The sequence below is a fragment of the Streptomyces sp. 7N604 genome, assembly GCF_052245475.1.
Lineage (GTDB): Bacteria > Actinomycetota > Actinomycetes > Streptomycetales > Streptomycetaceae > Streptomyces.
This window is the reverse complement of sequence record NZ_JBQQBX010000026.1, coordinates 118,304-142,182: the sequence shown is the minus strand read 5'-3', so window position 1 is coordinate 142,182 and position 23,879 is coordinate 118,304. Positions and strand designations below refer to the sequence as shown.

The 23,879-nt window shown below is 71.1% G+C and carries 25 protein-coding genes and 2 pseudogenes; 14 read left to right on the top strand and 13 right to left on the bottom strand.

Going from position 1 to position 23,879, the window contains the following annotated elements; translation table 11 throughout:
- On the top strand, positions 1-225 hold a 225-nt coding region (locus tag ACTWP8_RS27260), incomplete at its 5' end, for a transposase (protein ID WP_443324745.1).
- A 134-nt stretch (positions 226-359) separates the two neighbouring features.
- Here the strand turns inward: ACTWP8_RS27260 and ACTWP8_RS27255 are convergent.
- From ACTWP8_RS27255 to ACTWP8_RS27245, 3 genes are all read right to left on the bottom strand, one after another.
- Positions 360-593 (bottom strand): DUF7848 domain-containing protein, encoded by a 234-nt coding sequence (locus ACTWP8_RS27255; protein ID WP_443324744.1) that lies wholly within the window; start codon positions 591-593, stop codon positions 360-362.
- Positions 594-821: 228 nt separating this feature from the next.
- Entirely contained in the window at positions 822-1,139 is a 318-nt protein-coding gene (locus ACTWP8_RS27250) for an ATP-binding protein (protein ID WP_443324743.1), read from the bottom strand.
- A 273-nt stretch (positions 1,140-1,412) separates the two neighbouring features.
- A complete protein-coding gene (locus ACTWP8_RS27245) occupies positions 1,413-2,597 on the bottom strand; it encodes a helix-turn-helix domain-containing protein (protein WP_443324742.1) in 1,185 nt (394 codons plus the stop codon).
- A 130-nt stretch (positions 2,598-2,727) separates the two neighbouring features.
- Between ACTWP8_RS27245 and ACTWP8_RS27240 the strand changes: the two genes are divergently transcribed.
- Together ACTWP8_RS27240 and ACTWP8_RS27235 are read left to right on the top strand one after the other, a co-directional pair.
- Positions 2,728-3,270, top strand: a complete 543-nt coding sequence (locus ACTWP8_RS27240) for a flavoprotein (RefSeq protein WP_443324741.1) — start codon at positions 2,728-2,730, stop codon at positions 3,268-3,270.
- Between the two features lie 273 nt (positions 3,271-3,543).
- Positions 3,544-4,326: a hypothetical protein gene (locus tag ACTWP8_RS27235; RefSeq protein ID WP_443324740.1), complete on the top strand. Its 783-nt coding sequence runs from the start codon at positions 3,544-3,546 to the stop codon at positions 4,324-4,326.
- Between the two features lie 134 nt (positions 4,327-4,460).
- Here ACTWP8_RS27235 and thiC read toward each other — a convergent pair whose 3' ends face one another.
- Complete coding sequence (thiC, locus tag ACTWP8_RS27230; RefSeq protein ID WP_443324739.1) at positions 4,461-6,290, bottom strand: phosphomethylpyrimidine synthase ThiC; 1,830 nt, start codon at positions 6,288-6,290, stop codon at positions 4,461-4,463.
- A gap of 265 nt (positions 6,291-6,555) precedes the next feature.
- Between thiC and ACTWP8_RS27225 the strand changes: the two genes are divergently transcribed.
- Positions 6,556-7,884, top strand: coding sequence for a YibE/F family protein (locus ACTWP8_RS27225; RefSeq protein WP_443324738.1), 1,329 nt, complete (start codon positions 6,556-6,558; stop codon positions 7,882-7,884).
- On the opposite strand, the gene ACTWP8_RS27220 is transcribed toward ACTWP8_RS27225, so the two are convergent.
- Both ACTWP8_RS27220 and ACTWP8_RS27215 read right to left on the bottom strand, forming a co-directional pair.
- The gene (locus ACTWP8_RS27220; protein WP_443316082.1) at positions 7,853-8,068 is read right to left on the bottom strand and encodes a DUF5326 family protein; all 216 of its coding nucleotides are present in this window, start codon (positions 8,066-8,068) and stop codon (positions 7,853-7,855) included. The genes ACTWP8_RS27225 and ACTWP8_RS27220 overlap by 32 nt on opposite strands.
- Before the next feature lie 142 nt (positions 8,069-8,210).
- Positions 8,211-8,528: a cupin domain-containing protein gene (locus ACTWP8_RS27215; protein WP_443324737.1), complete on the bottom strand. Its 318-nt coding sequence runs from the start codon at positions 8,526-8,528 to the stop codon at positions 8,211-8,213.
- Positions 8,529-8,578: 50 nt separating this feature from the next.
- On the opposite strand from ACTWP8_RS27215, the gene ACTWP8_RS27210 reads away from it, so the two are divergent.
- The 5 genes from ACTWP8_RS27210 to ACTWP8_RS27190 all read left to right on the top strand — a co-directional run bounded on the left by ACTWP8_RS27210 (position 8,579) and on the right by ACTWP8_RS27190 (position 12,324).
- Entirely contained in the window at positions 8,579-8,959 is a 381-nt protein-coding gene (locus ACTWP8_RS27210; protein WP_443324736.1) for a phage holin family protein, read from the top strand.
- Positions 8,960-8,983: 24 nt separating this feature from the next.
- On the top strand, positions 8,984-9,508 hold the full coding sequence (locus tag ACTWP8_RS27205; RefSeq protein ID WP_443324735.1) for a low molecular weight protein-tyrosine-phosphatase: 525 nt from the start codon (positions 8,984-8,986) through the stop codon (positions 9,506-9,508).
- On the top strand, positions 9,498-10,631 hold the full coding sequence (locus ACTWP8_RS27200) for a cystathionine gamma-lyase (protein ID WP_443324734.1): 1,134 nt from the start codon (positions 9,498-9,500) through the stop codon (positions 10,629-10,631). The genes ACTWP8_RS27205 and ACTWP8_RS27200 overlap by 11 nt, the downstream gene beginning before the upstream one ends.
- Before the next feature lie 213 nt (positions 10,632-10,844).
- Positions 10,845-11,741 (top strand): LysR family transcriptional regulator, encoded by an 897-nt coding sequence (locus ACTWP8_RS27195; RefSeq protein WP_443324733.1) that lies wholly within the window; start codon positions 10,845-10,847, stop codon positions 11,739-11,741.
- Between the two features lie 103 nt (positions 11,742-11,844).
- Positions 11,845-12,324 carry an NUDIX domain-containing protein gene (locus tag ACTWP8_RS27190; protein ID WP_443316088.1) on the top strand — a complete coding sequence of 160 codons (480 nt, stop codon included), beginning with the start codon at positions 11,845-11,847 and terminating at the stop codon, positions 12,322-12,324.
- Positions 12,325-12,405: 81 nt separating this feature from the next.
- On the opposite strand, the gene ACTWP8_RS27185 is transcribed toward ACTWP8_RS27190, so the two are convergent.
- From ACTWP8_RS27185 to ACTWP8_RS27175, 3 genes are all read right to left on the bottom strand, one after another.
- The gene (locus ACTWP8_RS27185) at positions 12,406-13,314 is read right to left on the bottom strand and encodes a pyridoxamine 5'-phosphate oxidase family protein (protein ID WP_443324732.1); all 909 of its coding nucleotides are present in this window, start codon (positions 13,312-13,314) and stop codon (positions 12,406-12,408) included.
- An 11-nt stretch (positions 13,315-13,325) separates the two neighbouring features.
- On the bottom strand, positions 13,326-15,452 hold the full coding sequence (locus tag ACTWP8_RS27180) for a globin domain-containing protein (protein WP_443324731.1): 2,127 nt from the start codon (positions 15,450-15,452) through the stop codon (positions 13,326-13,328).
- A 443-nt stretch (positions 15,453-15,895) separates the two neighbouring features.
- Positions 15,896-16,528, bottom strand: coding sequence for an HAD family hydrolase (locus ACTWP8_RS27175; protein WP_443324730.1), 633 nt, complete (start codon positions 16,526-16,528; stop codon positions 15,896-15,898).
- Between the two features lie 161 nt (positions 16,529-16,689).
- Between ACTWP8_RS27175 and ACTWP8_RS27170 the strand changes: the two genes are divergently transcribed.
- Together ACTWP8_RS27170 and ACTWP8_RS27165 are read left to right on the top strand one after the other, a co-directional pair.
- Positions 16,690-17,256 carry a DUF2269 domain-containing protein gene (locus tag ACTWP8_RS27170; protein WP_443324729.1) on the top strand — a complete coding sequence of 189 codons (567 nt, stop codon included), beginning with the start codon at positions 16,690-16,692 and terminating at the stop codon, positions 17,254-17,256.
- Positions 17,253-18,116, top strand: coding sequence for a GNAT family N-acetyltransferase (locus tag ACTWP8_RS27165; RefSeq protein ID WP_443324728.1), 864 nt, complete (start codon positions 17,253-17,255; stop codon positions 18,114-18,116). Before ACTWP8_RS27170 ends, ACTWP8_RS27165 begins: the two co-directional genes overlap by 4 nt.
- A 40-nt stretch (positions 18,117-18,156) precedes the next feature.
- Here the strand turns inward: ACTWP8_RS27165 and ACTWP8_RS27160 are convergent, their stop codons facing one another.
- Complete coding sequence (locus ACTWP8_RS27160) at positions 18,157-18,582, bottom strand: MarR family winged helix-turn-helix transcriptional regulator (protein ID WP_443324751.1); 426 nt, start codon at positions 18,580-18,582, stop codon at positions 18,157-18,159.
- 133 nt (positions 18,583-18,715) lie between these two features.
- On the opposite strand from ACTWP8_RS27160, the gene ACTWP8_RS27155 reads away from it, so the two are divergent.
- Complete coding sequence (locus tag ACTWP8_RS27155) at positions 18,716-19,090, top strand: cupin domain-containing protein (RefSeq protein WP_443324727.1); 375 nt, start codon at positions 18,716-18,718, stop codon at positions 19,088-19,090.
- A 130-nt stretch (positions 19,091-19,220) separates the two neighbouring features.
- Here the strand turns inward: ACTWP8_RS27155 and ACTWP8_RS27150 are convergent.
- Positions 19,221-19,524, bottom strand: a pseudogene (locus tag ACTWP8_RS27150) (MFS transporter); the annotation flags it as partial.
- 2 nt (positions 19,525-19,526) lie between these two features.
- Between ACTWP8_RS27150 and ACTWP8_RS27145 the strand changes: the two are divergent.
- Together ACTWP8_RS27145 and ACTWP8_RS27140 are read left to right on the top strand one after the other, a co-directional pair.
- Positions 19,527-19,911: pseudogene (locus ACTWP8_RS27145) on the top strand (MarR family winged helix-turn-helix transcriptional regulator); the annotation flags it as partial.
- A gap of 273 nt (positions 19,912-20,184) precedes the next feature.
- Positions 20,185-20,637 carry a GNAT family N-acetyltransferase gene (locus ACTWP8_RS27140; protein ID WP_443324726.1) on the top strand — a complete coding sequence of 151 codons (453 nt, stop codon included), beginning with the start codon at positions 20,185-20,187 and terminating at the stop codon, positions 20,635-20,637.
- Positions 20,638-20,977: 340 nt separating this feature from the next.
- On the opposite strand, the gene ACTWP8_RS27135 is transcribed toward ACTWP8_RS27140, so the two are convergent.
- Positions 20,978-22,456 (bottom strand): serine hydrolase domain-containing protein, encoded by a 1,479-nt coding sequence (locus tag ACTWP8_RS27135; protein WP_443324725.1) that lies wholly within the window; start codon positions 22,454-22,456, stop codon positions 20,978-20,980.
- A gap of 179 nt (positions 22,457-22,635) precedes the next feature.
- Positions 22,636-23,823 carry a hypothetical protein gene (locus tag ACTWP8_RS27130; RefSeq protein ID WP_443324724.1) on the bottom strand — a complete coding sequence of 396 codons (1,188 nt, stop codon included), beginning with the start codon at positions 23,821-23,823 and terminating at the stop codon, positions 22,636-22,638.
- Positions 23,824-23,879: the final 56 nt, after the last annotated feature.

The window sequence follows — 23,879 nt, the reverse complement described above, 5'->3', positions numbered from 1 at the left end:
CGGGAGTGGCTCACGGTCTACCAGCTGCCGTCCTACGCGCCCGACCTGAACCCCGTGGAAGGGATCTGGTCCATCCTGCGCCGCACCACCCTGGCCAACCGTGCTTTCGCCGATCCCGAAGAGCTGATTGCCGCCGTCCGGCGGGGCTTACGCCAGCTTCAGTACCGCAGCGACGTTCTCGACGGCTGCCTCACCGGCACCGGCCTCGTCCCCGCCCCACCATGACGACATCACGCATTCAATGTCAGTAACTGCGACGTCGTGCAGCCGTACCTGCACCCCGTGCGCCTCCAGCAGCGACAACGCCCGCGCACCACTGAGCCCATACCGGCCCGCAACCCAAAGCCTCTCGCCGCCGCTCATTGGACACTCACCATCTCGGCGCGAAAGAACGAGGTGGTGATGCCTCGGAAGCCCGTATGCCCCGTACTGCCCGCATGCCGCAGACACCAGGTCTCGGGGCCTTCCTTCCCATCGGCCGCCCCCGACGACTCACCACACGTCGTGCACTCCGACTCAAAGATCGGCCCACTGCCCGACAGGTCCGCACTCAGCGACCAGTCAGCGAACCTGATCACTGACCTCCCCGCCATCACCGGGCCCCCCGACGACCCCGCCGTCCACCGCGATCTACGGTCAGGGCATCCGCCGCTTTCACCCGCAGTGCGGGCCCAGACTTGAAGACCAGCACCACCGCAGGACCGTCCGAAGCGCGCCGGTCCGACCGAACCGCCTTCACTTCACGCCACTGGCCCCGCACGCTCACGTGATCGCCCCTCCGCACGCCCAGCGCGCGTGCACGACCCCGATCACGAGCCATCTCAATCACCATCTCCACTACTCGTCGTCAACACGGCCCACACCGACTTGCCGACCCCGACCCGCTCATTCACGCCCCAGCGGCTCGCCAGAGCTGCCACCAGCGCCAGGCCCCGCCCGTGCTCCGCATCTGCGTCAGGCGCCTGCTTCTCGGGCCACATGTCGGCCGCGTCATGGACCTCAATGCGGACGCCGTCGCCTTCGCGCAGGTAGCGGGTCTCGATCTCACCCCGGGGGACACGTGGGCATGCTGTACGGCGTTGGTCACCAGCTCTGAGACAGCCACGAGGGCCACGTCCTCGATCTCGGTCAGGCCCCAACCGGTCAGTGCTTCACGCAGCTGGGCCCGCGCCAGACCAACAGAGCGAGGGTGACGAGACCAACGCCGGATCACTGCTGCACTGTCCGTCTCCACCCGGCGCAGCTGAAGCGCTCGCGCTGTGGATGAGCGATCAACATGTCCAACGTTGCTTCTCACGTCGTCTACCTCAGGTCCCGTTGTCGGCGAACCGGCTGTGTAATTCATGCTGACGACGTGGCAAGCCCCCGACTTTCACACTTGAGTGAAAGCCAGGGGCGAGTGGTGAAAGGGGCTACAGCCCTACCCAGGCGGCCAGATGATCAAGAGTGTCCGGCGTACGTCGGGACAGGTGGACGAGACCTCTGATCGTTTCGCGAGCGCCCGAGTGATACCGGGTCTGCTGCGGCGCCAACCTGCGTGCAGTCACGATGGACTTCAAGGCCGCTTCGGATCGCCCCGCTTCCATCTGAGCGCGCGCCTGATCGATGTGGAAGTGGGCGGCACGGGATAGTGCCCAGTCCTTCGGGATCCGCACGTCTGCTGCGTGCCGCAACGCTTCGCCGTATTGCCGCATTTCGACGTTGGCGGACACGGCATGTACTGCCACGTTGGTCGGCCCGAAGGACAGCCAATGCACATCCGTCGCCTCACCAACGCGATCAGCGTAAGACCGCGCCTCAGTGAGATGCGTCGTCACGGCGTCCTGGTCGCGTGCGCGGGCGGCGATGATGGAGGCCCCGAGGTGGAGCTGTCCCGTTACGGCATGCCTCTCCCTCGTCTGCGGTGACTGCTCCAACAGCCCCTGCCCGGAGGAGATGAGTCGTTGCCCGATCGTGTATTCGCCTTCCCGGAAATAGACGAGCGCGCGCATGTACTGGCGCACCGCCGACAACAGCGGATCGGAGGCGCGCGATGCCGCCCAGTCCATACGGTCCAGCGCCACCGTCGACAGGTCGTAGTACCCGAGCTTCACGGCCACGTCGTGTGCCGTGCGGTACGTACTCGACAGCGCCGCCCACAGCTCGGACGACGGCGTGCGATGCGCGGCTGTGGTGATCTCAGCCATCGTGCCTGGAAGATCGCGAGCAGCGTCGTGGAGCTTCGTAGCCCGGACCTGTTGGCACAGACGCTGGGCGGCAGCGACGAGTTGGGGAGCCGGACGAGGGGAAATCTGCGGATCGGCGCCCAGGTCATAGAGATCAAGAGCCTCACGGATCGGCCGTATCAACTCTGCCAATCGATCCTGCTGGAGCTCCGTCACATACGGCTGACCCGTCAGCGCGGTGACATCGATGCAGAGCGCTTGCGCGACGGTGGCCACCAGGTCCGGGCTGGCCGGCTTGTGTCCGGACTCAACCTGCGTGAGCAGGCTGTAGGAATAAGGGATCTTTTGAGCCAACCCGCGCTGCGTCAGACCGGCTCGCTTCCGATGATGTGCGATCCGGGCGCCCGTGTGATCATCCCCGGGGAAGGGCATCCATCGCTCCGTTCCGTCACTCCCTCACCGAAACGCTACCCGGTGGGCCGATACCGAGAACGACGAACGACGATCTGCCCGATGCCGAGCCCAGTTGCGGGCAGCAGCCCCAGCAGGGTGGACTGCGGCCATGACCGCGAATCGCGTCCTGTATCTGCTGGGCAGTGCCGCCCCACCGGTGCTCAACATCGGGAACGTCATCGAACGCGCCCACGCCGCGGGCTGGGATGTCTGCCTAGGGCTCACTCCCACGGCTGCGCGCTGGCTTGACGATCAACTGCCCGCCTTGGAGGACCTGACCGGACACCCCGTGCGCAGTCAGTACAAGCTCCCTCAAGAGCCGGACGTCTGGCCCCCCGCAGATGTCGCCGTTGTGGCACCCGCCACCTTCAACACGATCAATCAGTGGGCGCTGGGGATCACTGAGAAGTTCATCGTCGGGTTCCTGGCCGAGGGCATCGGCAAAGGAATCCCTATGGTGACGATGCCGTGCGTCAACGCCGCCTACGTCCAGCACACACAGTTCGAGACGAGCATTGCGACCCTACGGGCAATGGGCGTGCACGTGCTGTACGGAGAGGGCGGATTCGTACCCAACGAGCCAGGCAAGGGCCGACCGGAGGCCTACCCGTGGCATCTTGTCTGGGACGCGGCCCAGTCAGCTCTCACTTAGGCCGTTTCGTTCGGATCACCGGCGGTGCACCGGGTGCCCGGCGTGGCTGGCTGACCAGCAGCCAACGCCGGTGCAGAGCAGGGCAGTCGGATGACCGACGGTTCGTAGACTGTGCGGCATGCAAGGGGCCATCCGAGCAGGCGGGGTCCTGGGACCGTCAACCGGGGAGGGCGTTCCATGGCAGGTCGTGCGGGGGATCCGCAACGGGGCGACACGGGCGGCGGAACCCCATCACCGCCCCCTGCACAGGGTCCGGCGTCCACCCCGGACCGGATGCCGCCAGCCCCCGCAGTCCCGATCGACAACCGCCTGCGACGTGCGGGCCGCCGCTACCGTGCCCTCTCCACCGCCAACAAGCTCGGCCTATGGAGCGCGGTCGTCGCTGCACTCGCCTTTGCCGTCCCCACCGCCGTATCGGCACGGCAGGCGCTCTTTCCCGCCGACCCGGCCACGCTGCTGGTCGAGCCCAACGACCATACCTGCCTGAACCGTTGGTACGTCCCCGAGACCGCCGCCGCGCTGCGCCCCAGCGTGAGCGGTGCGTCCCCCGAGCAGCTGGCGACCTGGCGGCGGGAGGGACGGATCGCCCATGCGGGCGCGCTGGAGGCAGCCGTCAGTGTGCACGGCAACGCTGGTTCGTCCGTCGAGATCCGGGACATCTCTGTCACTGTGACGCGCCGCGAGAAGCCCGCGCCGGGCACGGTTACCGGTCCGCCCGGCTGCGGGGCCGGGCCCGAGGAGCCCGCGTACCTGGTGGTCGACCTGGACACGCTACCGTTGAACCGCCCCGTCCCCGCCGCGTATCTGCTGCACAGCCCGCAGCAGAAGGAGGCCCGGCAGCTGGAGAAGGACATGGGCCAGTCGCTCAGCCTGCCCCACACTGTCGCGGCGGGCGATTTCTACTCGCTCTTCCTGGTCGGCCGCACCCAGCGCCACGACTGCCGCTGGCGGGCCACGATCACCTGGTGGGACGGCGAGAAGACCCACCGCCGTACCGTCTCGGACAGCGGAGGCAGGGACCTCCGGGTAGTCCCGACCGGGGACGACGCACCATGATCCCGCCGGGCGCACGCCTGGCCGTTCAATGAGCAGCCGCACAAGTGGTCCAGGCCCCGAAGTGCTAGCGACTGATCCACCAGTCTGAGAGAGGCCCGACGCAAGCCAGGGCCTCTCTCAGCGCTCAAGGCGAGTCAGTCAGCCAGCGGCAAGTAGATGCGGTTGCCCGCCTCCGCGAACTCCTTGGACTTCTCCAGCATCCCTGCCTCGACCTCCTCATTCGTAGCCGATCCGGCCACGTCGGGGGCGAACTGCTCTGTGATGCTTCTGCTAATTTTCATGCTGCAGAACTTCGGACCGCACATCGAGCAGAAGTGCGCGGTCTTCGCGGGCTCGGCCGGAAGGGTCTCGTCGTGGAAGGAGCGGGCCGTGTCCGGGTCGAGGGCCAGGTTGAACTGGTCCTCCCAGCGGAACTCGAAGCGCGCGTCGGAGAGGGCGTCGTCCCACTCCTGCGCGCCCGGGTGGCCCTTCGCCAGATCCGCCGCATGCGCCGCGATCTTGTACGTGATGACACCCGTCTTCACGTCGTCACGGTCCGGCAGGCCCAGGTGCTCCTTCGGCGTGACGTAGCAGAGCATCGCCGTGCCCCACCAGGCGATCATCGCCGCGCCGATGCCGGAGGTGATGTGGTCGTACGCGGGCGCGACGTCCGTCGCCAGCGGCCCCAGTGTGTAGAAGGGGGCCTCCTCGCAGATCTCCTGCTGGAGGTCGACGTTCTCCTTGATCTTGTGCATCGGGACGTGGCCCGGGCCCTCGATCATCGTCTGGACGCCGTGGGACTTGGCGATCCGGTTCAGCTCGCCGAGCGTGCGCAGCTCCGCGAACTGCGCCTCGTCGTTGGCGTCCGCGATCGAGCCCGGACGCAGACCGTCGCCCAGGGAGAACGTGACGTCGTAGGTGGCGAGGATGTCGCAGAGCTCCTCGAAGTTGTCGTAGAGGAACGACTCCTTGTGGTGGGCCAGGCACCACGCCGCCATGATCGAGCCGCCGCGCGAGACGATGCCGGTCTTGCGACGGGCCGTCAGGGGTACGTAGCGCAGCAGCACGCCCGCGTGGACCGTCATGTAGTCGACGCCCTGCTCGGCCTGTTCGATGACGGTGTCCTTGTAGATGTCCCAGGTCAGCTCCTCGGCCCTGCCGTCGACCTTTTCGAGTGCCTGGTAGAGGGGCACGGTGCCGATGGGGACGGGGGAGTTGCGCAGCACCCACTCGCGGGTGGTGTGGATGTTGCGTCCGGTGGAGAGGTCCATGACCGTGTCGGCGCCCCAGCGGGTCGCCCAGGTCATCTTCTCCACCTCCTCCTCGATCGAGGACGTGACCGCGGAGTTGCCGATGTTGGCGTTGACCTTCACCAGGAACCGCTTGCCGATGATCATCGGCTCGGTCTCGGGGTGGTTGACGTTCGCGGGCAGCACCGCGCGGCCCGCCGCGATCTCCTCGCGGACGACTTCGGGCGAGACGTTCTCGCGGAGCGCGACGTACTCCATCTCCGCCGTGATCTCACCGCGGCGGGCGTACGCGAGCTGGGTGACGGCGGCCCCGTCGCGCCCGCGCCGCGGCCGGCGCGGCCGACCGGGGAAGACCGCGTCCAGACCGCGCAGATCAGTCGCTCCGCTCCGGAGCAGGCCCCCGCGCGGCGCGGTGTGCTTGATGCCGTCGTCCTCCGGGCGCACCTGGCGCCCGGCGTACTCCTCGGTGTCGCCGCGCGCGATGATCCAGTTCTCGCGGACCGGGGCGAGGCCGCGGCGGACGTCGGTCTCGACGGTGGGGTCGGTGTACGGGCCGGAGGTGTCGTAGAGCGTGACCTCCTGCCCGTTGGTGAGGTGCACTCGCCGCACCGGGACCCTCAAGTCGGGGCGCGAGCCGGTCACGTAGTCCTTGTGCCAGCCGACCTCGCGCGAGCTTTCGCCCGAGCTCTCGCCCGACTCGCTGGTGGCAGGCGTGTGTGCATCCTGAAGGGTCATGAGACCTACTCCCTACGCCGGCATTACCCGGTAACAGGTTCGGCGGTCGACGCAGCGGCTTCCGCAGCCGGTTCCTGGCCTTGGCCAGATGTCCCGTACGGAGGTCAGCGCCCTCTCAGCCCGGTGCTCCGAGCTCCCGCGTGTGCAAAACGCCACCACGGTAACGGGTCGTTCGGGGGCGTGAAAAGGGGGTCCGGCAGAGCGGAGCCGGGACGGATCCGGCCTGCCGGGCCCGTGCCCCGTACCGTTTTGCGATGATCGGGCGGTGACCCCTACGCCCGAGCCCCGCCCCGAGCACCGCCACGAGCCCCTCCCGCACACCCACAGCCACGGGGCCGCCGCGCCCGTATCGGCCCATCTCCGCAAGGTCATCGCCGCGGTGCTGATCCCGTTCGCCGCGGCCGTCGTCGTCGGTCTGGTCGTGCTCTGGCCCGGCGGTGTCCCGGAGCACGAGCGGACCGGAGTCGGCTTCGACCGGCAGACCGAGTCCGGCAGGGTCGTGAAGGTGGAGGAGGTGAACTGCGCGGACGTAAACGTCCAGCCGCAGCAGCCGTCCGCCGATGGCTCGGGCCGGCCGGCGCCGGGCGAGGGCCAGGAGCAGGCCGGCGGCACCTGTAAGCGGGCCACGATCGAGGTGACGTCGGGGAAGGACAAGGGCCGGACCTTCGAGGAGGTCATCCAGCCCGACGCGCCCCGGCAGCTGGACACCGGGCAGGGCGTCGTGGTGGCGTACGCCCCGGACGCCCCGCGCGAGCTGCAGTACTCGGTCACCGATGTGGACCGCGGGTTCCCCATGACGCTGCTCGCGGCGATCTTCGCCCTGGCCGTGGTGGTCGTCGGCCGCTTGCGCGGGCTGATGGCGCTCATCGCGCTCGCCCTGAGCTTCGCCGTGCTGTCGTTCTTCATCCTCCCGGCGATCCTGCACGGCTCGAATCCGCTGATCGTGGCGGTGGTCGGAAGCAGCGCCATCATGCTGATCGCGCTGTATATGTGTCACGGTCTCAGCGCCCGTACGTCCGTGGCAGCTCTCGGCACGCTGATCTCGCTCCTGCTGATCGGGCTGCTGGGCTCGCTGTTCATCGGCTGGGCGGAGCTGACGGGCAACACCTCGGACGAGACCGGGCTGATCCACGGCCTCTATCCGGAGATCGATCTGAGCGGTCTGCTGCTCGCGGGGGTCGTCATCGGGTCGCTGGGTGTGCTGGACGATGTGACGGTCACCCAGACCTCTGTGGTGTGGGAACTCAAACAGGCCGACGAGACGATGACGGCCCGTCAGCTCTACCGGGCGGGCCTGCGGATCGGCCGGGACCATATCGCCTCGGTGGTCAACACGCTCGTCCTCGCGTACGCGGGTGCCTCGCTGCCGCTGCTGCTGCTGTTCTCGATCGCGCGCAGCGACGTGGGCACAGTCGCGGGCAGCGAGGTCGTCGCGGAGGAGATCGTACGGACCCTGGTCGGCAGCATCGGTCTGGTCGCGTCGGTGCCGGTGACCACGGGCCTGGCCGCGCTGGTCGTCTCGGCGGACCGGCCGGTGCCGGGGGCGGGTGTCCGCCCCCGGCCTACCAGTCGCCGCGGGAGGAGGAGGAAGTGAACTTCCGGACCACGTAGATCAGTCCGGCGACGAGGGCGACGAACACCAGAAGCTTGAAGAGCAGCCCGATGACGAAGCCGACCACGCTCATGATCAGGCCGCCGAAGACGATGATCGCGAGCAACGGCACCGCGACCCACTTCACCCACCACGGCAGGCCCGCGAAGATCTCCTTGACAGCCACGTTCGTCCCTGCTTCCGCTTGTCGCTCCCGGTCTTTCCGGGAGCCGGTGTCTTCGATGCTAGGCGCGGCAGGGTGCCGTACGGACGGCCCGCGGCCCCCGTCCTTCCCTGAGCGTTCCCCTAGGGATGCGCGGAGCCCCGGGTCAGCTTTCCGGGGGAGAGAAGACGACCAGGACCCTCAGGTCCTCGCTGATGTGGTGGAACTTGTGGGGCACGCCGGCGGGCACGTACACCACGCTGCCCCGTCCGACCTGCGTGGTCTCCGTCCCGACCGTGATCGAGGCGCGGCCGCTGACCACGAAGTAGACCTCGTCCTGCCGGTGCGGCTGCTGCGGGTCGACGGTCCCGGCCTCCAGCGCGTACAGCCCGACCGACATGTTCCGTTCGCGCAGGAACTGCAGATACGCCCCCTCGTTGGCGGCGCGCTCCGCCTCGAGTTCATCCAGCCGGAACGCTTTCATTCCCGTCCCCACCCTTAAGCTCAGCCGATCAGTTCTGCGACGATCTCACCATGAAGCACTTCGTAGTCAAGACGATCGCCAATGCGGGAGCCCTGGCCGTGGCCATCTGGCTGCTCCAGGACATCACGCTCACGGGCGAGAACACCGGCCGCAAGGTCCTCACGCTCATACTCGTGGCGCTGCTTTTCGGCCTGGTGAACTTCGTGGTGAAGCCGGTGGTCAAGCTGCTGACCCTGCCGCTCTTCATCCTCACGCTCGGTCTGATCACGCTGGTGGTCAACGCGCTGATGCTGCTGCTCACCTCCTGGCTCGCGGGCGAGTTCGATCTCTCCTTCCAGGTGGACGGCTTCTGGACGGCCGTGCTCGGCGGACTGATCGTCTCGATCGTGTCCTGGGCGCTGCACGTGGCGCTGCCCGACGACAAGGACTGACCACGGGTGACGGATGATGGGCCCATGAGCTCGTCGTCCCGTCCCCCGTACCGGGTGTGCTTCGTGTGCACCGGGAACATCTGCCGCTCGCCCATGGCCGCGGCCGTCTTCCGCGCGCGCGTGGCGGAGGCCGGGCTCGACGGGCGGGTCGAGGTGGACAGCGCCGGCATCGGCGGCTGGTTCGCGGGCGAGAGCGCGGATACGCGGGCCGTCGCCGTCCTGGCCGCGAACGACTACGAGGCGGAACACATCGCACGGCAGTTCCGGGCGGAGTGGTTCGCGGAGCGCGACCTGGTCATCGCCCTGGACCGTGGCCATGTCCGGGAGCTGCGGCGGCTCGCCCCCGCCCCGGAGGACGCCGCGAAGGTGCGGCTGCTCCTCTCCTACGTCCGCGGCACGGGCGACGTCCCGGACGTTCCCGATCCCTATGACGGGGACGCGGACGGCTTCGAGCACTGCCTCGCCCTGATCGAGCCCGCCGCGGAAGCCCTGCTCGACGCGGTGCGCACCACGCTCGAAGACAGCCAGGAGGCCGCACATGACCGGTGACGGAACCCGCGTCGTACGGGCCGGCCTGCCGGAGCCGGCGGCGTACGAGCCGGCCATGCCGGGCCCGGTCTTCGCCGCGCACTACCACCTGCCGGGCGAGCCCATCGGCCCGTACACCTACGGCCGCGACTCCAACCCCACCTGGACCGGGCTCGAGCGGGCCATCGGCGAACTGGAGGCGCCGGGCGCGGACGACGTGCAGACTTCCGTTTTCCCCTCCGGCATGGGCGCGGTCTCCGCCGTGCTGCTGTCCCAGGCGCGGACCGGCGATGCCGTGGTGCTCCCGGACGACGGCTACCAGGCGCTGCCGCTGGTGCGCGAGCGGCTCGAGGCGTACGGGGTCGAGGTGCGCACGGCGCCGACCGCGGGCGACGCGCAGATCAAGCACCTGGACGGCGCGAAGCTGCTGTGGATCGAGTCGCCGTCCAACCCCGGCCTGGACGTGTGCGACATCCGGCGGCTCGCGGACGCCGCCCATGAGGCGGGCGCCCTGGTCGCCGTCGACAACACGCTCGCGACCCCGCTCGGCCAGCGCCCGCTCGAGCTCGGCGCGGACTTCTCGGTGGCCAGCGGCACCAAGGCTCTGACCGGCCACGGCGATCTGCTCCTCGGCTACGTCAGCTGCCGCGACCGCGAGCTCGCGGCGGACGTACGGCTGTGGCGCAGGACGGCGGGTGCGATTCTCGGCCCGATGGAGGCCTGGCTCGCGCACCGCTCACTGGCCACGCTGCAGCTCCGGGTCGACCGGCAGGCGGCGAACGCCCTGGCCCTCGCCGGGGCGCTGCGCGGCCGCCCCGAGGTGACCGGACTGCGCCACCCCGGGCTGCCGGACGACCCCGCGCACACGGTGGCGGCTCGGCAGATGCGGGGCGGCAGGTTCGGCTGCGTGGTGTCGTTCACGCTGCCGGACCGGGAGCGCGCGGAGCGATTTCTGGCCGCGCTGCGGCTCGCGGACGACGCGACGAGTTTCGGCGGCGTACGGTCCACGGCCGAGCGGCGCGGGCGGTGGGGCGGGGACGCGGTGCCGGAGGGGTTCATCCGCTTCTCGGTGGGCGTCGAGGACGCGGAGGACCTGGTGGCGGACGTGTTGCGTGCGCTGGACGAGGCTGCTGCCGGCCAGTGAGCGGGGCGCAGCGGAGCACCGCGGAGGCGTCGTCGGGCGGCTCGAACCTCCCCCCTCGTGGCTCGAGCCGCCCCGGTTCAGCGAGCAACGAACCGTGAAATCAAGGCTAGTTGACTCTGCGTCAGTGTCCAATCACACCGGCGACACAGACCTATCGACAAATTTATAGTTGGCATCGGTTTGAGACGGCGCCGTCGAGCACGAGGGGTGGGCATGGATCTGGCCCTGCTCCGTACGTTCGTCGCCGTGCACCGCGCAGGGTCCTTCACCCGCGCCGCCGCGCTCCTCGGCCTCTCCCAGCCGGCCGTCACCAGCCAGATACGTTCGCTGGAACGGCAGCTGGGGCGCCCGCTGTTCCTCCGCAGGGCGCGTGGCGTCACCCCCACCACCATCGGGGACGAGCTCGCCCACAAGGTCGCGCCGCACCTCGACGCGCTGCTGGAGATCACCGAGGCGGGCCTCGACGAGGGTACCGCCGGGCGCACCCTCCACCTGGCGGGCCCGCCCGAGTTCACCGCCTTACGCGCGCTGCCCGCGCTCACCCCGCTCATCGGCCAGGGGCTCGCGCTGCGGACCTCCTTCGGGAGCGCGGAGGAGACGCTCGACGGGCTCGCGGCCGGGCACCACGATCTCGTCATCGCCACCGCCCGTCCGCGCGGCGGCCTGCTCACCTCGACTCCGCTGTGCGACGAGGAGCACGTACTGGTCGCCTCGCCCCGGTGGGCTGCGCGGATCGGCGCCGCGGGCGGTTGCCAGGTGCGGGGCGCTGAGGCGCTGGAGCAGCTGCCGGTGGTGGAGGTGCACGAGAGCCTGCCGCTGGTCTCCCGCTACTGGGCCACGGTGTTCGACGCCAAACCGGCCGCCCCGGCGACGGTCGTCGCCCCCGACCTGCGCGCGGTGCTGACCTGCGCTGCGGCGGGGGCGGGGCTCGCCGTACTGCCCCGGTACCTGTGCGAGGACGCGCTGGACACCGGGGAGGTCGTCGCCCTCCTCGATCCGCCGGTGCCGCCGCTGCGCACGTACTTCCTGGCGGTACGGGCCGGGACGCTCGCGCTGCCGCACATCGCGCGGGCGCACGAGTGGCTGCTGCGCGCCGCGGTGGACTGGTGACCGCCGGCGCGAGGGCGCGGGGCGCGGCGCCATGGGGGAACGACTTCCTCCGGATTCCTCTCGGAACGGTTTCGGGCGGCCCGCCGCGGGCCACATCTCCTCCATGACCGTTCGACCCGTGGTCAAACGCACCGCTCGCGCCATCCTGCTCGACGGCGACGAGATGATCCTCATCAAGCGCACCAAGCCGGGCCGCCCGCCGTACTGGATCACGCCGGGCGGCGGCGTCGAGCCGGAGGACGCGACCGTCGTCGACGCACTGCACCGCGAGTTGGACGAGGAGCTCGGCGCGAAGATCACCGATGTCGTGCCGGTCTTCGTCGACACCGTCGAGCACATCAGCGACGGCGGCGTGACCGGGGTGAAGGTGCAGCACTTCTTCGTCTGCCGGCTCGAGTCGATGGACACCTCGCGGCGGCACGGGCCCGAGGTGGACGAGCCCAGCGGGGAGTACGAGATCGTGCGCATCCCCTTCACGCGGGTGGGGATCGCCTCCGTGGAGGTCGTACCACTGTCCCTGCGGCACTACCTGGACGGCAACATCGAGGGCGTATGCGCCATGCACGCCCCGGACCTCGGCTGAGCCGAGGCGGACCGGGGGCGTGCCGGAACTGGGTCGTACCGGACAGGGGGTGCGCCGGAACTGGGCCGGGGCGCTTCGGTCCTAGGCGAACCAGCCAGTGAAGGGCTGTTCCTCCGGGCCCGCTTCGCGCCGCTGCCGCGCATCCGCCAGGACCTGCTCCGCCGCCTCCCGGAAGGCATCGCCCTGCGGTCGCTCGTGCCGCCCGCGCCGCCCGCGCCGCCCGCCGGGGTCGCGCAGCTCGTCCAGCCCGCGTTGCTCGCGTCGCTCGTCCTGCTCGGCCGCCGGCGCCTCGCGCTGGTACGGCGCGCGCTCGGCCGACCCGGCAGCCGCGCCGAAGAAGTCGCCACCCTTGCGCTTGTAGTCGTCCGTGCCCCAGGCCCGGCGACCACGCTGCTGCGGCGGGACCTTCTGCAGGTGCGGGATGTGCTTGGCGCAGTGGATGTACGCCTCCTCGACCGTGACCTCGACCCAGAGCTGGGCGCGGCGGCCGGGCACCGGGTCGACCGGCAGGCCGGCGTGGGCAGTGCGCATGTCGGCGTCGGGGACGATCCGCGCGCGCCCGTTGACGTGCAGGCCGATCCGGTCCCGGACGAAGTCGACCATGAGGATGCCGAGGTGCGGGTTCTCCTCGATGTTGCCGAGGCTGGCGAGCACGCCGTTGCCCCGGTACTCGGGGTAGGCGAGGGTCTTGTCGTCCAGGACCTGGAGGAACCCGGGCGGACCGGCACGGAAGGTGCTGTCGCACTCGCCGTGCCGGTCGGCGGTGGCGAGGAAGAACATCTCCTGGCGGCGGACGAACTCCCGCATCCGGTCGTTCAGCCGGTCGAGGACCTGCTCGTCGTAGAACCGGTCGGCGCGCTCCGCGGTGCCCATGCGCTCCTGGATCGCGTGCTCACCGTCGCTGCCCGGCCGCACGGCCGACCGTACCGACACCGCCTCATGCCCCGGTCGCTCCCGCCGCTCCCGCTGCCGGTTGTGCTCGGGGCCCATCTGTCTTCCTCTCACACACCCTGGCCGGGCCCGGCCGCGACCAGTTCTTCGATGGAGTCGTGCCGTATGCGGTGGGAGGGTACGCCGATACCGACCAGGGTGTCGACGCCGCTGCGGATCATGCCGGGCGGGCCGGAGAGGTACGCGTCGTACGCGTTCCAGGGTCCGTACTGCCGGACCGCCTCGGGGAGCGGGCCGCTCAGACCGCCCGCCGGGGTCGGGCCGTCGGCGACGACCGGACGGACCGAGAGCCAGGAGTGCGCCTGCTCGAGACGCAGCATGGTGTCGATGTCGTAGAGGTCGTGGTCGCTGCGGGCGCCGTAGAAGACGTCGACGGGCCGCTTGCGGCCGTGCTCGGCGACATCCTCGACGAGTGCCTTGATGGGCGCGATGCCGGTGCCGCCGCCCAGGCAGAGCAGGCCGCTGTCGGTGTTGTGGTCCACGGTCATCGAGCCGCCGGGCGGGCCGAGGCGGATGATGTCGCCCGGGCGGGCGCGGTGGACGAGGGCGTTGGACACCCAGCCGGCCGGAACCGCCTTGACGTGGAAGGAGAGCAGGCCGTCGGGGCGGGGCGCCGAGGAGAAGGAGTAGTGCCGCCACACGCGCGGCCACCAGGGGGTCTCCAGGGTCGCGTACTGGCCCGCACGGAAGGGGTACGGCTGGTCGGGGCGCACGGTGATGATCGCTATGTCGGAGGTGCGCAGGTCGTGGGCGACGACCTCGGCCTCCCACCAGGCGGGGGCGCGGAGCTCGTCCGCGGCCGCCGCGTCGATCATGATCTGCGAGATCGCGGTGTACGCGCGGATCCAGGCGGCCTCGGTCTCCGGGCCCCAGCTCTCGGACGCGTACCGCGAGAGCGCCGCGAGGAGACACTCGCCGACGGCGGGGTAGTGCTCGGGCCGGGTGCCGTACTTCCGGTGGCCGCGGCCGAGGTTGGCGAGGTACGCAGTGAGGGTCTCGCCGTCGTCGACATGCTTGGCAGCGGTGAGCAGCGCCTTGAAGAGACGATCCCGCTGGGTGTCCATGGCAGCGGGGAAGAGGGCCCGCAGGTCGGGGTGGCGGACGAAGAGCATCGCGTAGAAGTACGAGGTGACCTTGTCGGCGATGGGCTCGATCTCGGCCATGGTGCGGCGGATGAGGATCGCGTCGGGCGAGGCGGGCTCGCCTCCGGCGGGGGCGGCGGATGCGGCACCGGCTGCGGTGTTGCTGGCGGCCTCGCTGCGGTCGCCGGGCGCGGTGGCGGGCGCGCCGTGGCCGGGGTCGGTGGCCCGGGCGGGCCCCGGTGCGTGCTCGGTCGGCAGGCCCGTCGTCCCGGGCGCGGGACCGGTGGGCCGGCGATCGTCCACCGCCACCGGGCGGCCACTCGCGGCCGGGGCGCTCTGGCCCGGCGCTCCGGGACCATCAGGGCGGGCTCCCGCCCCCGGACCGAAGAACGCGGACCCGGCGCCCGATCCCTCCGCGGCCGGGGCCGCCGGGACGTGGCCGGTCCCTCCGCCCGGACGCGCGGACCGCGCCGCGGAGCCGCCCGTGCCGACGCCGAGCGTGCCGGAGTCCGGCATGCTGCCCGAGTACGGGGAGGCGGGGGCGATCCGCTGGTCGCCGGGTGGGGCGGGGCGGCCGTGCTCGCGCGGCCCGGTGGGGGCGGCGGTGTCCTGGCCTGCGCCGAAGTAGGGGGGCGTGGTGCGCGGTCCGGCAGGGGCCGGCCCACCGGCGCCCGGGGCATGAGGGGAGCCGGAGTCCGCGGACGGCGAACCTCCCTGGGGGGCGGGCCCGGGGTGGTGCGCGACGTACGGGGACGGGGGCGCGTCGCCGGGTTCCGGGGCGCCTCCCTGGCGGGGGCTCCGGTCGGTCGTGCGCTGGTGTTCGTCGCCGGCGTCCCGCGTGGCGGCCCCGCCCCGCGTCGCGGGCGGCTCCTGCGCCGGGTGGCGTTCTGAGCCGCGGCCGCCCACCGGCCGTATCGCGCTCACCGGGCGGCTGGGTATCCGGTCGTCCCCCTGGTCCTGGTTCTGATCCCGATTCCCGTCCCCGCCTTCGGGAGCGCTGCGCTTCCGGCCCGCAGTCGGGGTGAACCAGCCCCAGTCCCCACCGTCCCCGCCGGAGCCACCGTTATCGGCCGGCGTCGTGGTCGGAGCGTCCATGGTCTGCCTCGCCTCGAACGTCTTTCGGTCGTCATTCGGTCGGTCATGGCCTGTCATGGCACTTCCGAAGACGGAATGTGCCGGTAATTCACTGCTGCGGATCAGAATTCTTTAGGACTCACACCAACCCCAGCAAGTCAACACGAAGCGGACAAACGCCCTCTGGTGTGACATTGGCCGCACTTCCCTGCCATGCAGCGTGCCACTTCCCGTCCCTTCCTCGGACAAATAGCCGGAAGTCCGGGTAACGGCGGCCGTGTTCCCGTTAAGCTGGCACATCCCCACGACTTCGTCGGCAGCCTTACACGGCCGAACCGGACTCGACCATACCGGGCCCGGTTGAAACCACAAGTCCCGATCTCGCGCACTAACGGATACACCGCGTTTTCTCGTGATCTCGCCCACATTTCGAGGAATTCGCTTGGCAACTGTTGAGTAATGAATTACCTGCGGTTACGCACCAGTTCGTAAGCCTCGCGGAGATCACGCCCGGTATACGCATACGAGGCGAGCCCGCTCAGGTGGTGATCCGCGTTCACCGCGACCGACACCGGAAGCGCGCCGAACAGCGCCGCGTCCGACATCGAGTCGCCGTACGCCACGCAATCCGCCCGGCTCACTCCGAACGTCCGGCACAGCTCGTCCGCGATGGTCACTTTCGCGCCCGCGGAGAGAATGCCGGCGGGGTCGACCGGCTCGCGGAAGGGCACCGCCGGAAAGCGCGACCCGTACGCCGCGTGCGCGCCCCAGTCCAGCAGCCGCTCGACGAAGAAGCCGGGGGACAGCGAGATCACCGCGCAATAGCCGCCGCCCGACCGGATGTCCGCCCACACCTCACGGATGCCCGCAAGCCACGGCGCCCCCTCGAAGGCGGCCGTCACATGCGCCTCGGTGAGATCGGCCCACAACTCGCGGACGCGGAGCGCGAACTCCGGCGGATCGATCCTCCGGGACGCGAAGTCCCGCTCGAGCTCGGCGATCTCCCCGGCCAGGCCGAGCTGCCGGGAGATCTCGACCGGCGCGGCCGATCCGTACAGCAGCGTGCCGTCCAGGTCGAACAGGTGCAGTCTCGCCATGCGGCGAGCCTAGGCGCACGGTCCACGGCCGCTGCGACCGCCCGGGCCCCGTACGCATGACCGCGCGCGGCACAGATCCGTCCGCGTCATACGGGCGGAGGCCCCGCGGATACTCCCGCTGTGCGACGACGTCGAGCGCCGCCCGCGCGAGCGTGGGAGTCATGCAGCAGCTTCCTCGCCCGGCCCGCCGGGCCTTCCTCGTCGTCCATGTCAGCGCGTCCGTCGGCTGGCTCGGCCTGACCGCGGCCCTCCTCGTCCTCGGCATCACGGCCGTGAGGACACCGGACCCGGCCACCACCGAGGCCGCGTACCGCTCGATGAAGATCTTCGGTGACTGGCTGATCGTCCCGGTCAGCCTGCTGTCGCTGTTCAGCGGGCTGGTGCTGTCGCTGGGCACTCCCTGGGGCCTGGCCCGGCACCGCTGGGTCTGCACCAAGTTCTGGCTCACGCTCGCCGCGACCATCGCCTCGATCGTCGCGCTGCGCTCGAGCATCGACCACGCGGCGGCCGCCGTGGCGTCCGGTCAGGCGGTCGGGTCCGTGGCCACCGACCTGGTCATCGCACCGTCCGTCGCCACGGCGACGTACGTCTTCGTCACGGCGATCTCGGTCCTCAAGCCCTGGGGGCTGACCCGGCGCGGCCGTCGCGCACGCGACACCGCACGTTCCTCTGGCGTTGGCAAATCCGGTCGACGGACGAAGACCGCGTCGGACAGCCTGACTTCATGACGCTGCTGACGACCGCACCGATCCGCCGTCTGTCCCCCGCCGACCTCCCCCGCTGCCTCGACCTCTCCGCCGACCGGGGCTGGTCGCGCGAGAACCGCAAGTGGCGGCTGCTGCTCACCGCCGGTACGGGCTATGGCATCGACGACCCGGACGGCGACGGTCTGATCGGCTGTTTCGTCCTCACCCGCTACGGCCGCGAGCTGGCGTGCGTGAGCATGGTGCTGGTCGCCGAGCGGCACGCGCGGCGCGGTCTCGGCCGCCGCCTGGTGACCCACGCGCTGGAGGAGGCGGCCGGAACACCGGTCTTCATCTACGCCACCGAGTCCGGCCGGTCGCTGTACGAGCAGCTCGGCTTCAGACCGGTGAGCCGCTCGACGACGCGTACGGGACGCTTCCGGCCCGAGCCACCCGTCCCCGCGAGTGCGGCGCAAGCGACCCGGCGCGCGACGGCGGCGGACCTCCCGGCCATCCTCGAGCTCGACGCCGAGGTCTTCGGCTCGGACCGGATGCACCTGCTCACCCGGCTGCCCGCGTTCGTCGAACAGGTCCGCGTCACCGAGGGGCCGGGCGGCCGCCTCACCGGCTTCGCCGCGGCCTGGCGCAATGTGCACAACACGGTGATCGGCCCGGTCGTCGCCAAGAACACCGGCACGGCCCAGCGGCTGATCGCCGACCTTGCCGTCCGTACGGAGGGGGAGGTCCGGATGGACGTGGACACCCGTCACGCGGCGCTCGAGAGCTGGCTGGACACTCGCGGCGTCACCCCCGTCACGGCCAACACCCTGATGGTCCACGGAGCTTCGATCCTCCCCGGGGACCACCGCCGCCGCTTCGCACCGCTGATGGTGGCGCTCGGCTAGCAAAGGCTGACACACCGTCGGTTTGCGTCGGGAACCGCCCTCACCAGAGCGGGCGGAGCGGCGGAAGCGCACCGCCGTCCGTCAACTCCGTGATGACGCGGGCGAGTTCGGTGCGCAGCGCGGTGAGATCGCGCTCCCCGACGTGCTCGGCGAGCTCGGCCTCCAGGGCGTGCAGCGTGCGGCCCGCGACCGACAGATGCTCGTGGGCCTTGCCGGTGAGGACGACGAGCCGCCGGCGGCCGCCCGCCGGATGCGCTTCGCGGCGTACGTAGCCGCGCCGTTCGAGGTCGTCGACGATCTGTCCCGCCGCCTGCTTGGTCACGCCGAGCCGCTCGGCCAGTTCGGAACTGGTGGCGCCCCCATCGCGCAGAACCTGGAAGGCCATGCCGTGCACGGGCCGCAGATCGCCGTATCCGGCCTCTGCCAACCGGCCGTTGAACTCGCCGAGCAGCAACTGGAAGGCCATGCCGAGGAGGTAGGTCAGCTCGGCACCGGCGAGTCGATCGTCTGGACGCACGCCGCAATCTTGACACCTCGTGAGTCAAGTGGCTTTACTCTAAGATGAGTAAAGCCGCTTGACTCACGAAGGAGGTCGCCGGATGTACGTCATCAGCGAGAGCGAGGCCCGGACCACCCGCACCCCGGCCGCCGCCATGACCGGCCTCGCCGCGCCCAGCCAGGGGAGCGCCGAGCTGAGCACCTGGCGGGTCCGCATGGCTGCGGGTGCGGAGGGACCGGTGCACGAGATCGACCGTGAGCAGGTGTGGACCCTGCTCTCGGGCTCGCTCACGGTGACCGTCGGCGGCCGGACGGAGACGGTCGGGGCGGGGAAGACGGTGATCGTCCCGGCGGGCGCGGAACGGCGGTTCCGTACGGAGGGGGAGGCGGCGGAGGCGCTGGTCGCGATGGCCGCAGGGGGTACGGCCTCGACCCCGGGAAGCGCGGAACGCCGCCGTCTCCCCTGGGCCGAGTAGGCGGGTCCGCCCGCACCGGGACTCCCGGGGTGCCCGGCAATGCGCGGCCCTTGGGCCGGAGCGCCCCGGTGCGCTCACGAGCAGGTTCGGTGCCTGGCCAGCGGCGGGTCGCGGCCGTCGGCTCGCGGTCCGCCGAGGGCTGCGACGCCGCGAGCCCGCCCGTCACGACGCGGCCGCCGCGCCCGTCCGTCCGGCGCTCCAGCACCCCGGACAGCATCGCGAGCGCGAGCGCCGAGGCGGCGAGCACCGCGCCCACCCAGTTCGGGGCGGTGTAACCGAAACCCGGCCGCGATGACCATTCCGCCGAGCCAGGCCGCCAGGGCGTTGCCGAGGTTGAACGCGCCGATGATGACGGCAGAGGCGAGAGTCGGCGCGCCCGCCGCCTGGTCCAGCACCCGCTTCTGCAGCGGCGGGACGGTAGCGAAGACGAGGGCGCAGGATCGAGGCGCACATCGAGCGCGCCCTGCAGGCCGCGCACGACCTCAGCGTCCGCGAGTTCTCCGTACTGGACGTGCTGAGCGGGCAGCATGACGGCGAGGGCGGCCACCCGCGGATGAACCGGCTCGCCGACACGGTGGTCCTCAGCCAGAGCGCGACCACTCGCCTGGTCAACCGGCTCGAGGACCGCGGCCTGCTGTCCCGCTACCTCTGCCCTATCGACCGGCGCGGCATCTACACCGACGTGACCGCCGAGGGCCGGAAGCTGCTCGAGGCGGCCCGCCCGACGAACGAACGGCGCTGCGCGAGGCGCTGGACGAGACAGCGAAGGTGCCGGAGCTGGCGCCCTCGTCGCGGCCGTCGAGGCGATCGGCCCGGCGGCACCGGTCCCGGCCGCAGCAGCCCGCGCCGGAGGAACAGCCCGCGCCGGAGGGACAGCCCGTGCCGGAGGACAGCCCGTGGAGGAGCAGCAGTCCGTATCGGAGCGTCAGCCCGGATCCGAGCAGGGGGCCCGTATCCGAGCGACGGCCCGTATGCAGCGTTCCGTATCCGAGCAACGGCCCATAGCCGAGCCGGAGTCCGCGTCGGTTGAGGCGACACCCGCGTAGGGCCGAGGAAGGTCCGGCAGCCGTCAGGCAGCCGCGTAACCTGCCCGCATGAGCGACCTCGTGATCCGCCCGGCGGTCCCGGGCGACATACCCGCCATCGTGGCGATGCTGGCCGACGACCCGCTCGGCGCGCGGCGCGAGACCCCCGGCGACCTCGCCCCGTACCACCGCGCATTCGAGCGGCTGGCCGCCGACCCGAACCAGAAGCTCGTGGTCGCGGAGCGCGAAGGACGGCCCGTCGGCACGCTCCAACTCACCCTGATCCCGGGCCTGTCCCACCGCGGCTCCACCCGCTCCGTCATCGAGGCCGTACGCGTCCACGCCGACGAGCGCGGCAACGGCCTCGGAACCCGGCTCATCGAGTGGGCCGTCGAGGAATCCCGTCGCCAGGACTGCCAGTTGGTGCAGCTCACCTCCGACGCCACCCGCGGCGACGCCCACCGCTTCTACGAGCGCCTCGGCTTCACCGGCTCCCACATCGGATTCAAGCTCAAGCTGTGACCGCCTCTGTCGGCCGGTCCCCGTACCGTGAGCGCAGGCGGCACACGAGGGGCGAGCGCGGCGAGGACGACGGAGGTACGCGATGAGCGGCACGCCGCGGCGGATCGGCACCGAGGAGCGCCGCGCCAGGCTCGGCGCCCGGCACCGCCTCGTCCCCGCCCACCGGGCCGCCACCGCCGAGGAGGCGGCCGACGCCGTCGTCGGCCTGCACGCCACCGATGCCGCGACGGTCTCTCCGACTGGACGGCCCCGGCCCGGATCACTCCCCGCTTCCGCACACCCCTGGAGCGGGAGCTCTCATCGTGACGCTCTGTTTCACGTGAAACAGAGCGTCACCGATTCACGACGAAGGCCGCGCGGGCGCGGGCCGCCAACCCTTCGGGTCGACACCGCCCGGCACCGGCGCCGCGGCGTCGTACGGCTCGCGCGTGAACACGAAGGACCCCAGGTCGAGATGGGTCACCGCGCCCACTCCGTGATCCCTGCCCCGGCCGTCCGAGCTGCGCACGACGCGGAGCGTCTCGCCCGCGTAATAGCCGTCGAGGCCGGTCCAGGTCCCGTCTTCCTCGGCCCGGAAGCGTGAGGCTCGGCCCGCGCCCGACAGGGGTACCAGCTCCAGCGCCCGATCGGCCTCAAGGCGCAGCACGAAGGGCGCGGGCCCCCAGTACCAGGGGCCGGTCAACGCCAGCAGCTCCTGATCGGCCTCGGACAGCGGCTGCCAGGGCGCGGGGATGCGGGGCTCGCGCTCGGCGGTGATCCGTACCAGATCGGCGGCGAGCCCGCTCATCAGAGGTCCCGATGTGGTGTTGGCCAGCGCGATCCCGGCCAGTCCGTCCTCGACGCTCACCCACAGAGTGGCGAGGAAACCGGGCAGGGAGCCGGTGTGCCCGACGAGTGTCCGGCCGTCCCGGCGTACGAGCTGCAGCCCGAGGCCGTATCCCGCGTCCCAGCTGTCGCTGCCGGGCGCCGCCGCGGGCGTACGCATCTCGGCCACGGTCTCGGCGCTCAGCACCCGCTCGTCGCCTTCGGCGAGGAACCGCGCCCAGCGGGCGAGGTCCGCGGCCGTGGACCACAGCTGCCCGGAGGGCGCCATCAACCCGAGATCCTCGGCCGGTTCGGGCAACAGGACGTCCGCCCACGGATGCACCGCCCAGCCGTGCGCGTACGGGGTCAGGGGCTGCGCCGACGTGCGCGTCATGCCCAGTGGCTCGAGCACCTCCCGGCCCAGCACCACTTCCCAGGGCTCGCCGCGCAGCTCCTCGACAAGGGAACCGAGCACCGTATAGCCGGGGTTGGAGTAGTGGTGGATCCTGCCGGAGGGGTGCCGCAACGGCTGCTCGCCCAGTACATCGGAGAGGGCAGGGCGCAGGGTTCCGGGGGTGCGCTCCCACCAGGGGCCCGGCGCCTCGGCGGCGAGTCCGGCGGTGTGCGCCAGCAGCTGAGCGATCGTCACCTCGTCGGCGCCTCGGTCGGCGGCGGTTCCCGTGCGGGTGCGGGTGCGGATGCGCTTGCCGGTGCCGGTGCTGGTGCCCGGGAGGTGCTTCGCCAGCGGATCGGCGAGGTCCAGCAGCCCCTCGTCGCGCAGCCGGAGCACCAGGACGGCGGTGAAGGTCTTGGTGATGGAGCCGATGCGGTACTGCGTATCGCCGTCCGGCTCCCGGCCGTCGACGAAGCCGCGCGCCCCGGTCCAGGCTGCACGCCCCTCCCGTACCACCGCCCCTACGAGTGAGGGGGCGCGGCCGTCGGCCTGTGCGGTGGCGATCCGGTGGTACAGGGCCCGGCGGGTGGCGGGCAGCAGATCTTCGAACGACTCGCTCATGGGGGTCACTTCTACCGGGGCGCCCTGCCCTCTGACCACATGCCGACGGGCGGCCCCCTCCCCAAAGGGGGCCGCCCGTACGTCAGTGCTCTTCCCGATCTGTCAGCTCGGACGTCTCCGAGCTGACAGCTCAGCCGTCTCTGATCCGCCGGAATCAGGTACGGAACGGGAACTCAGGATCAGGCGGTGAACCAGCCGAAGGAGGGCGCAGCCGGAGCGGCAGGAACAGCCGGAGCGGCAGGAGCGGCCGGAACCGCCGGAGCAGCGCCGAAGGAGGGCAGGGCCGGGATGTTGGCGGCGTCGGTCAGGTCGACCGGACCGGCCGGGGCGGCGGGGGCCAGGCCCTTGACGCCGGTGACGGTGTTGCCCGCAACGCCCTGGGCGTCGGCGGCGACGGTGATGACCAGGGTCTGGGCGAACGGCTTCACGTCAGCCGCAGTGCCCTGGGCGAAGGGCTTCACATCGGCCACGACACCCTGCGCGAACGGCTTCGCGTCGGCCGCGACGCCCTGCCCGAACATCTGCACATCGGCGGCGACACCCTTCGCGAACGGCGCCGCGTCGGCCGCGACACCCTTCGCCAGCGGGGCCACGTCAGCGGCGACACTCTTCGCGAACGGCGCCGTCTGGCCGCTCGCGCTGCCCGCGACGACACCGACACCGCCGATGGCCTGCTCGGCCACCGGGAGAACCTTCACGACGACCTTCCGGGCGACGGGGGGCAGCACCTCGGTCGCGACCTCCTCAGCGACCGGACGGGCCGTGGCCACGGCGCCCTGCGCGGTGGTGGCCGGCTGCTCGGGACGCGCGCCAGCGGCGGCGAGAGCGCTGAGCAGTTCGCCGGTGTTAGGGGCGGAGGGCTTGGCCGGGGCGGAAGGCAGCTTGCCGGAGGGGGCGGACGGGACCGCGGGCGCGGACGGGGCCGACGGGGCAGAGGGCGCGGACGGGGCCGACGGGGCGGAGGGCAGCTTGCTCTTGGCCTTGCGGGCCTCCTTGCTGACCTTGTTCGCGGCCTTCTTGGCAGCCTTCTTCGCGTCGGGCGCGTCGGGCGCGTCGCCGAGGCGGTCCTTGGCGTCGCCCAGCGTGTCCTTGGCCTTGCCGGTCACGCCGCTCAGGGTGCCGGTGACCTTGCCGGCCGTGCCCTGGACCGTGTCCTTGACGGTGTCGGCGTCACCGGACGGCAGCTTGCTCTTCACGGAGCCGGCCTTGTCGGTCACGCCGGACGTGGTGCTCTTCACGGCGTCGGTGACGGAGCCGGTGGACGGCGCGTCGGGCACCTCGGCCGCGGAGGCGGCGGCGGTACCCAGGGCCCAGATACCGGTCGCGGTGGCGGCGACGAGGATGGAACGGCGGAAGTTCTTACGCATGATGGGGGGATTCCTTCGAACTCGAACTCAGGAGCTTCGGGGTTTGGGCAGACCTG

Bases quoted from the DNA above. Each gene is read 5' to 3' on its own strand.
- ACTWP8_RS27255 (WP_443324744.1), bottom strand. From the start codon at position 593: ATGGCGGGGAGGTCAGTGATCAGGTTCGCTGACTGGTCGCTGAGTGCG.
- ACTWP8_RS27245 (WP_443324742.1), bottom strand. From the start codon at position 2,597: ATGCCCTTCCCCGGGGATGATCACACGGGCGCCCGGATCGCACATCAT.
- ACTWP8_RS27240 (WP_443324741.1), top strand. From the start codon at position 2,728: ATGACCGCGAATCGCGTCCTGTATCTGCTGGGCAGTGCCGCCCCACCG.
- ACTWP8_RS27235 (WP_443324740.1), top strand. From the start codon at position 3,544: ATGCCGCCAGCCCCCGCAGTCCCGATCGACAACCGCCTGCGACGTGCG.
- thiC (WP_443324739.1), bottom strand. From the start codon at position 6,290: ATGACCCTTCAGGATGCACACACGCCTGCCACCAGCGAGTCGGGCGAG.
- ACTWP8_RS27215 (WP_443324737.1), bottom strand. From the start codon at position 8,528: ATGAAAGCGTTCCGGCTGGATGAACTCGAGGCGGAGCGCGCCGCCAAC.
- ACTWP8_RS27210 (WP_443324736.1), top strand. From the start codon at position 8,579: ATGAAGCACTTCGTAGTCAAGACGATCGCCAATGCGGGAGCCCTGGCC.
- ACTWP8_RS27205 (WP_443324735.1), top strand. From the start codon at position 8,984: ATGAGCTCGTCGTCCCGTCCCCCGTACCGGGTGTGCTTCGTGTGCACC.
- ACTWP8_RS27200 (WP_443324734.1), top strand. From the start codon at position 9,498: ATGACCGGTGACGGAACCCGCGTCGTACGGGCCGGCCTGCCGGAGCCG.
- ACTWP8_RS27195 (WP_443324733.1), top strand. From the start codon at position 10,845: ATGGATCTGGCCCTGCTCCGTACGTTCGTCGCCGTGCACCGCGCAGGG.
- ACTWP8_RS27190 (WP_443316088.1), top strand. From the start codon at position 11,845: ATGACCGTTCGACCCGTGGTCAAACGCACCGCTCGCGCCATCCTGCTC.
- ACTWP8_RS27185 (WP_443324732.1), bottom strand. From the start codon at position 13,314: ATGGGCCCCGAGCACAACCGGCAGCGGGAGCGGCGGGAGCGACCGGGG.
- ACTWP8_RS27180 (WP_443324731.1), bottom strand. From the start codon at position 15,452: ATGGACGCTCCGACCACGACGCCGGCCGATAACGGTGGCTCCGGCGGG.
- ACTWP8_RS27175 (WP_443324730.1), bottom strand. From the start codon at position 16,528: ATGGCGAGACTGCACCTGTTCGACCTGGACGGCACGCTGCTGTACGGA.
- ACTWP8_RS27170 (WP_443324729.1), top strand. From the start codon at position 16,690: ATGCAGCAGCTTCCTCGCCCGGCCCGCCGGGCCTTCCTCGTCGTCCAT.
- ACTWP8_RS27165 (WP_443324728.1), top strand. From the start codon at position 17,253: ATGACGCTGCTGACGACCGCACCGATCCGCCGTCTGTCCCCCGCCGAC.
- ACTWP8_RS27160 (WP_443324751.1), bottom strand. From the start codon at position 18,582: ATGGCCTTCCAGTTGCTGCTCGGCGAGTTCAACGGCCGGTTGGCAGAG.
- ACTWP8_RS27155 (WP_443324727.1), top strand. From the start codon at position 18,716: ATGTACGTCATCAGCGAGAGCGAGGCCCGGACCACCCGCACCCCGGCC.
- ACTWP8_RS27140 (WP_443324726.1), top strand. From the start codon at position 20,185: ATGAGCGACCTCGTGATCCGCCCGGCGGTCCCGGGCGACATACCCGCC.
- ACTWP8_RS27135 (WP_443324725.1), bottom strand. From the start codon at position 22,456: ATGAGCGAGTCGTTCGAAGATCTGCTGCCCGCCACCCGCCGGGCCCTG.
- ACTWP8_RS27130 (WP_443324724.1), bottom strand. From the start codon at position 23,823: ATGCGTAAGAACTTCCGCCGTTCCATCCTCGTCGCCGCCACCGCGACC.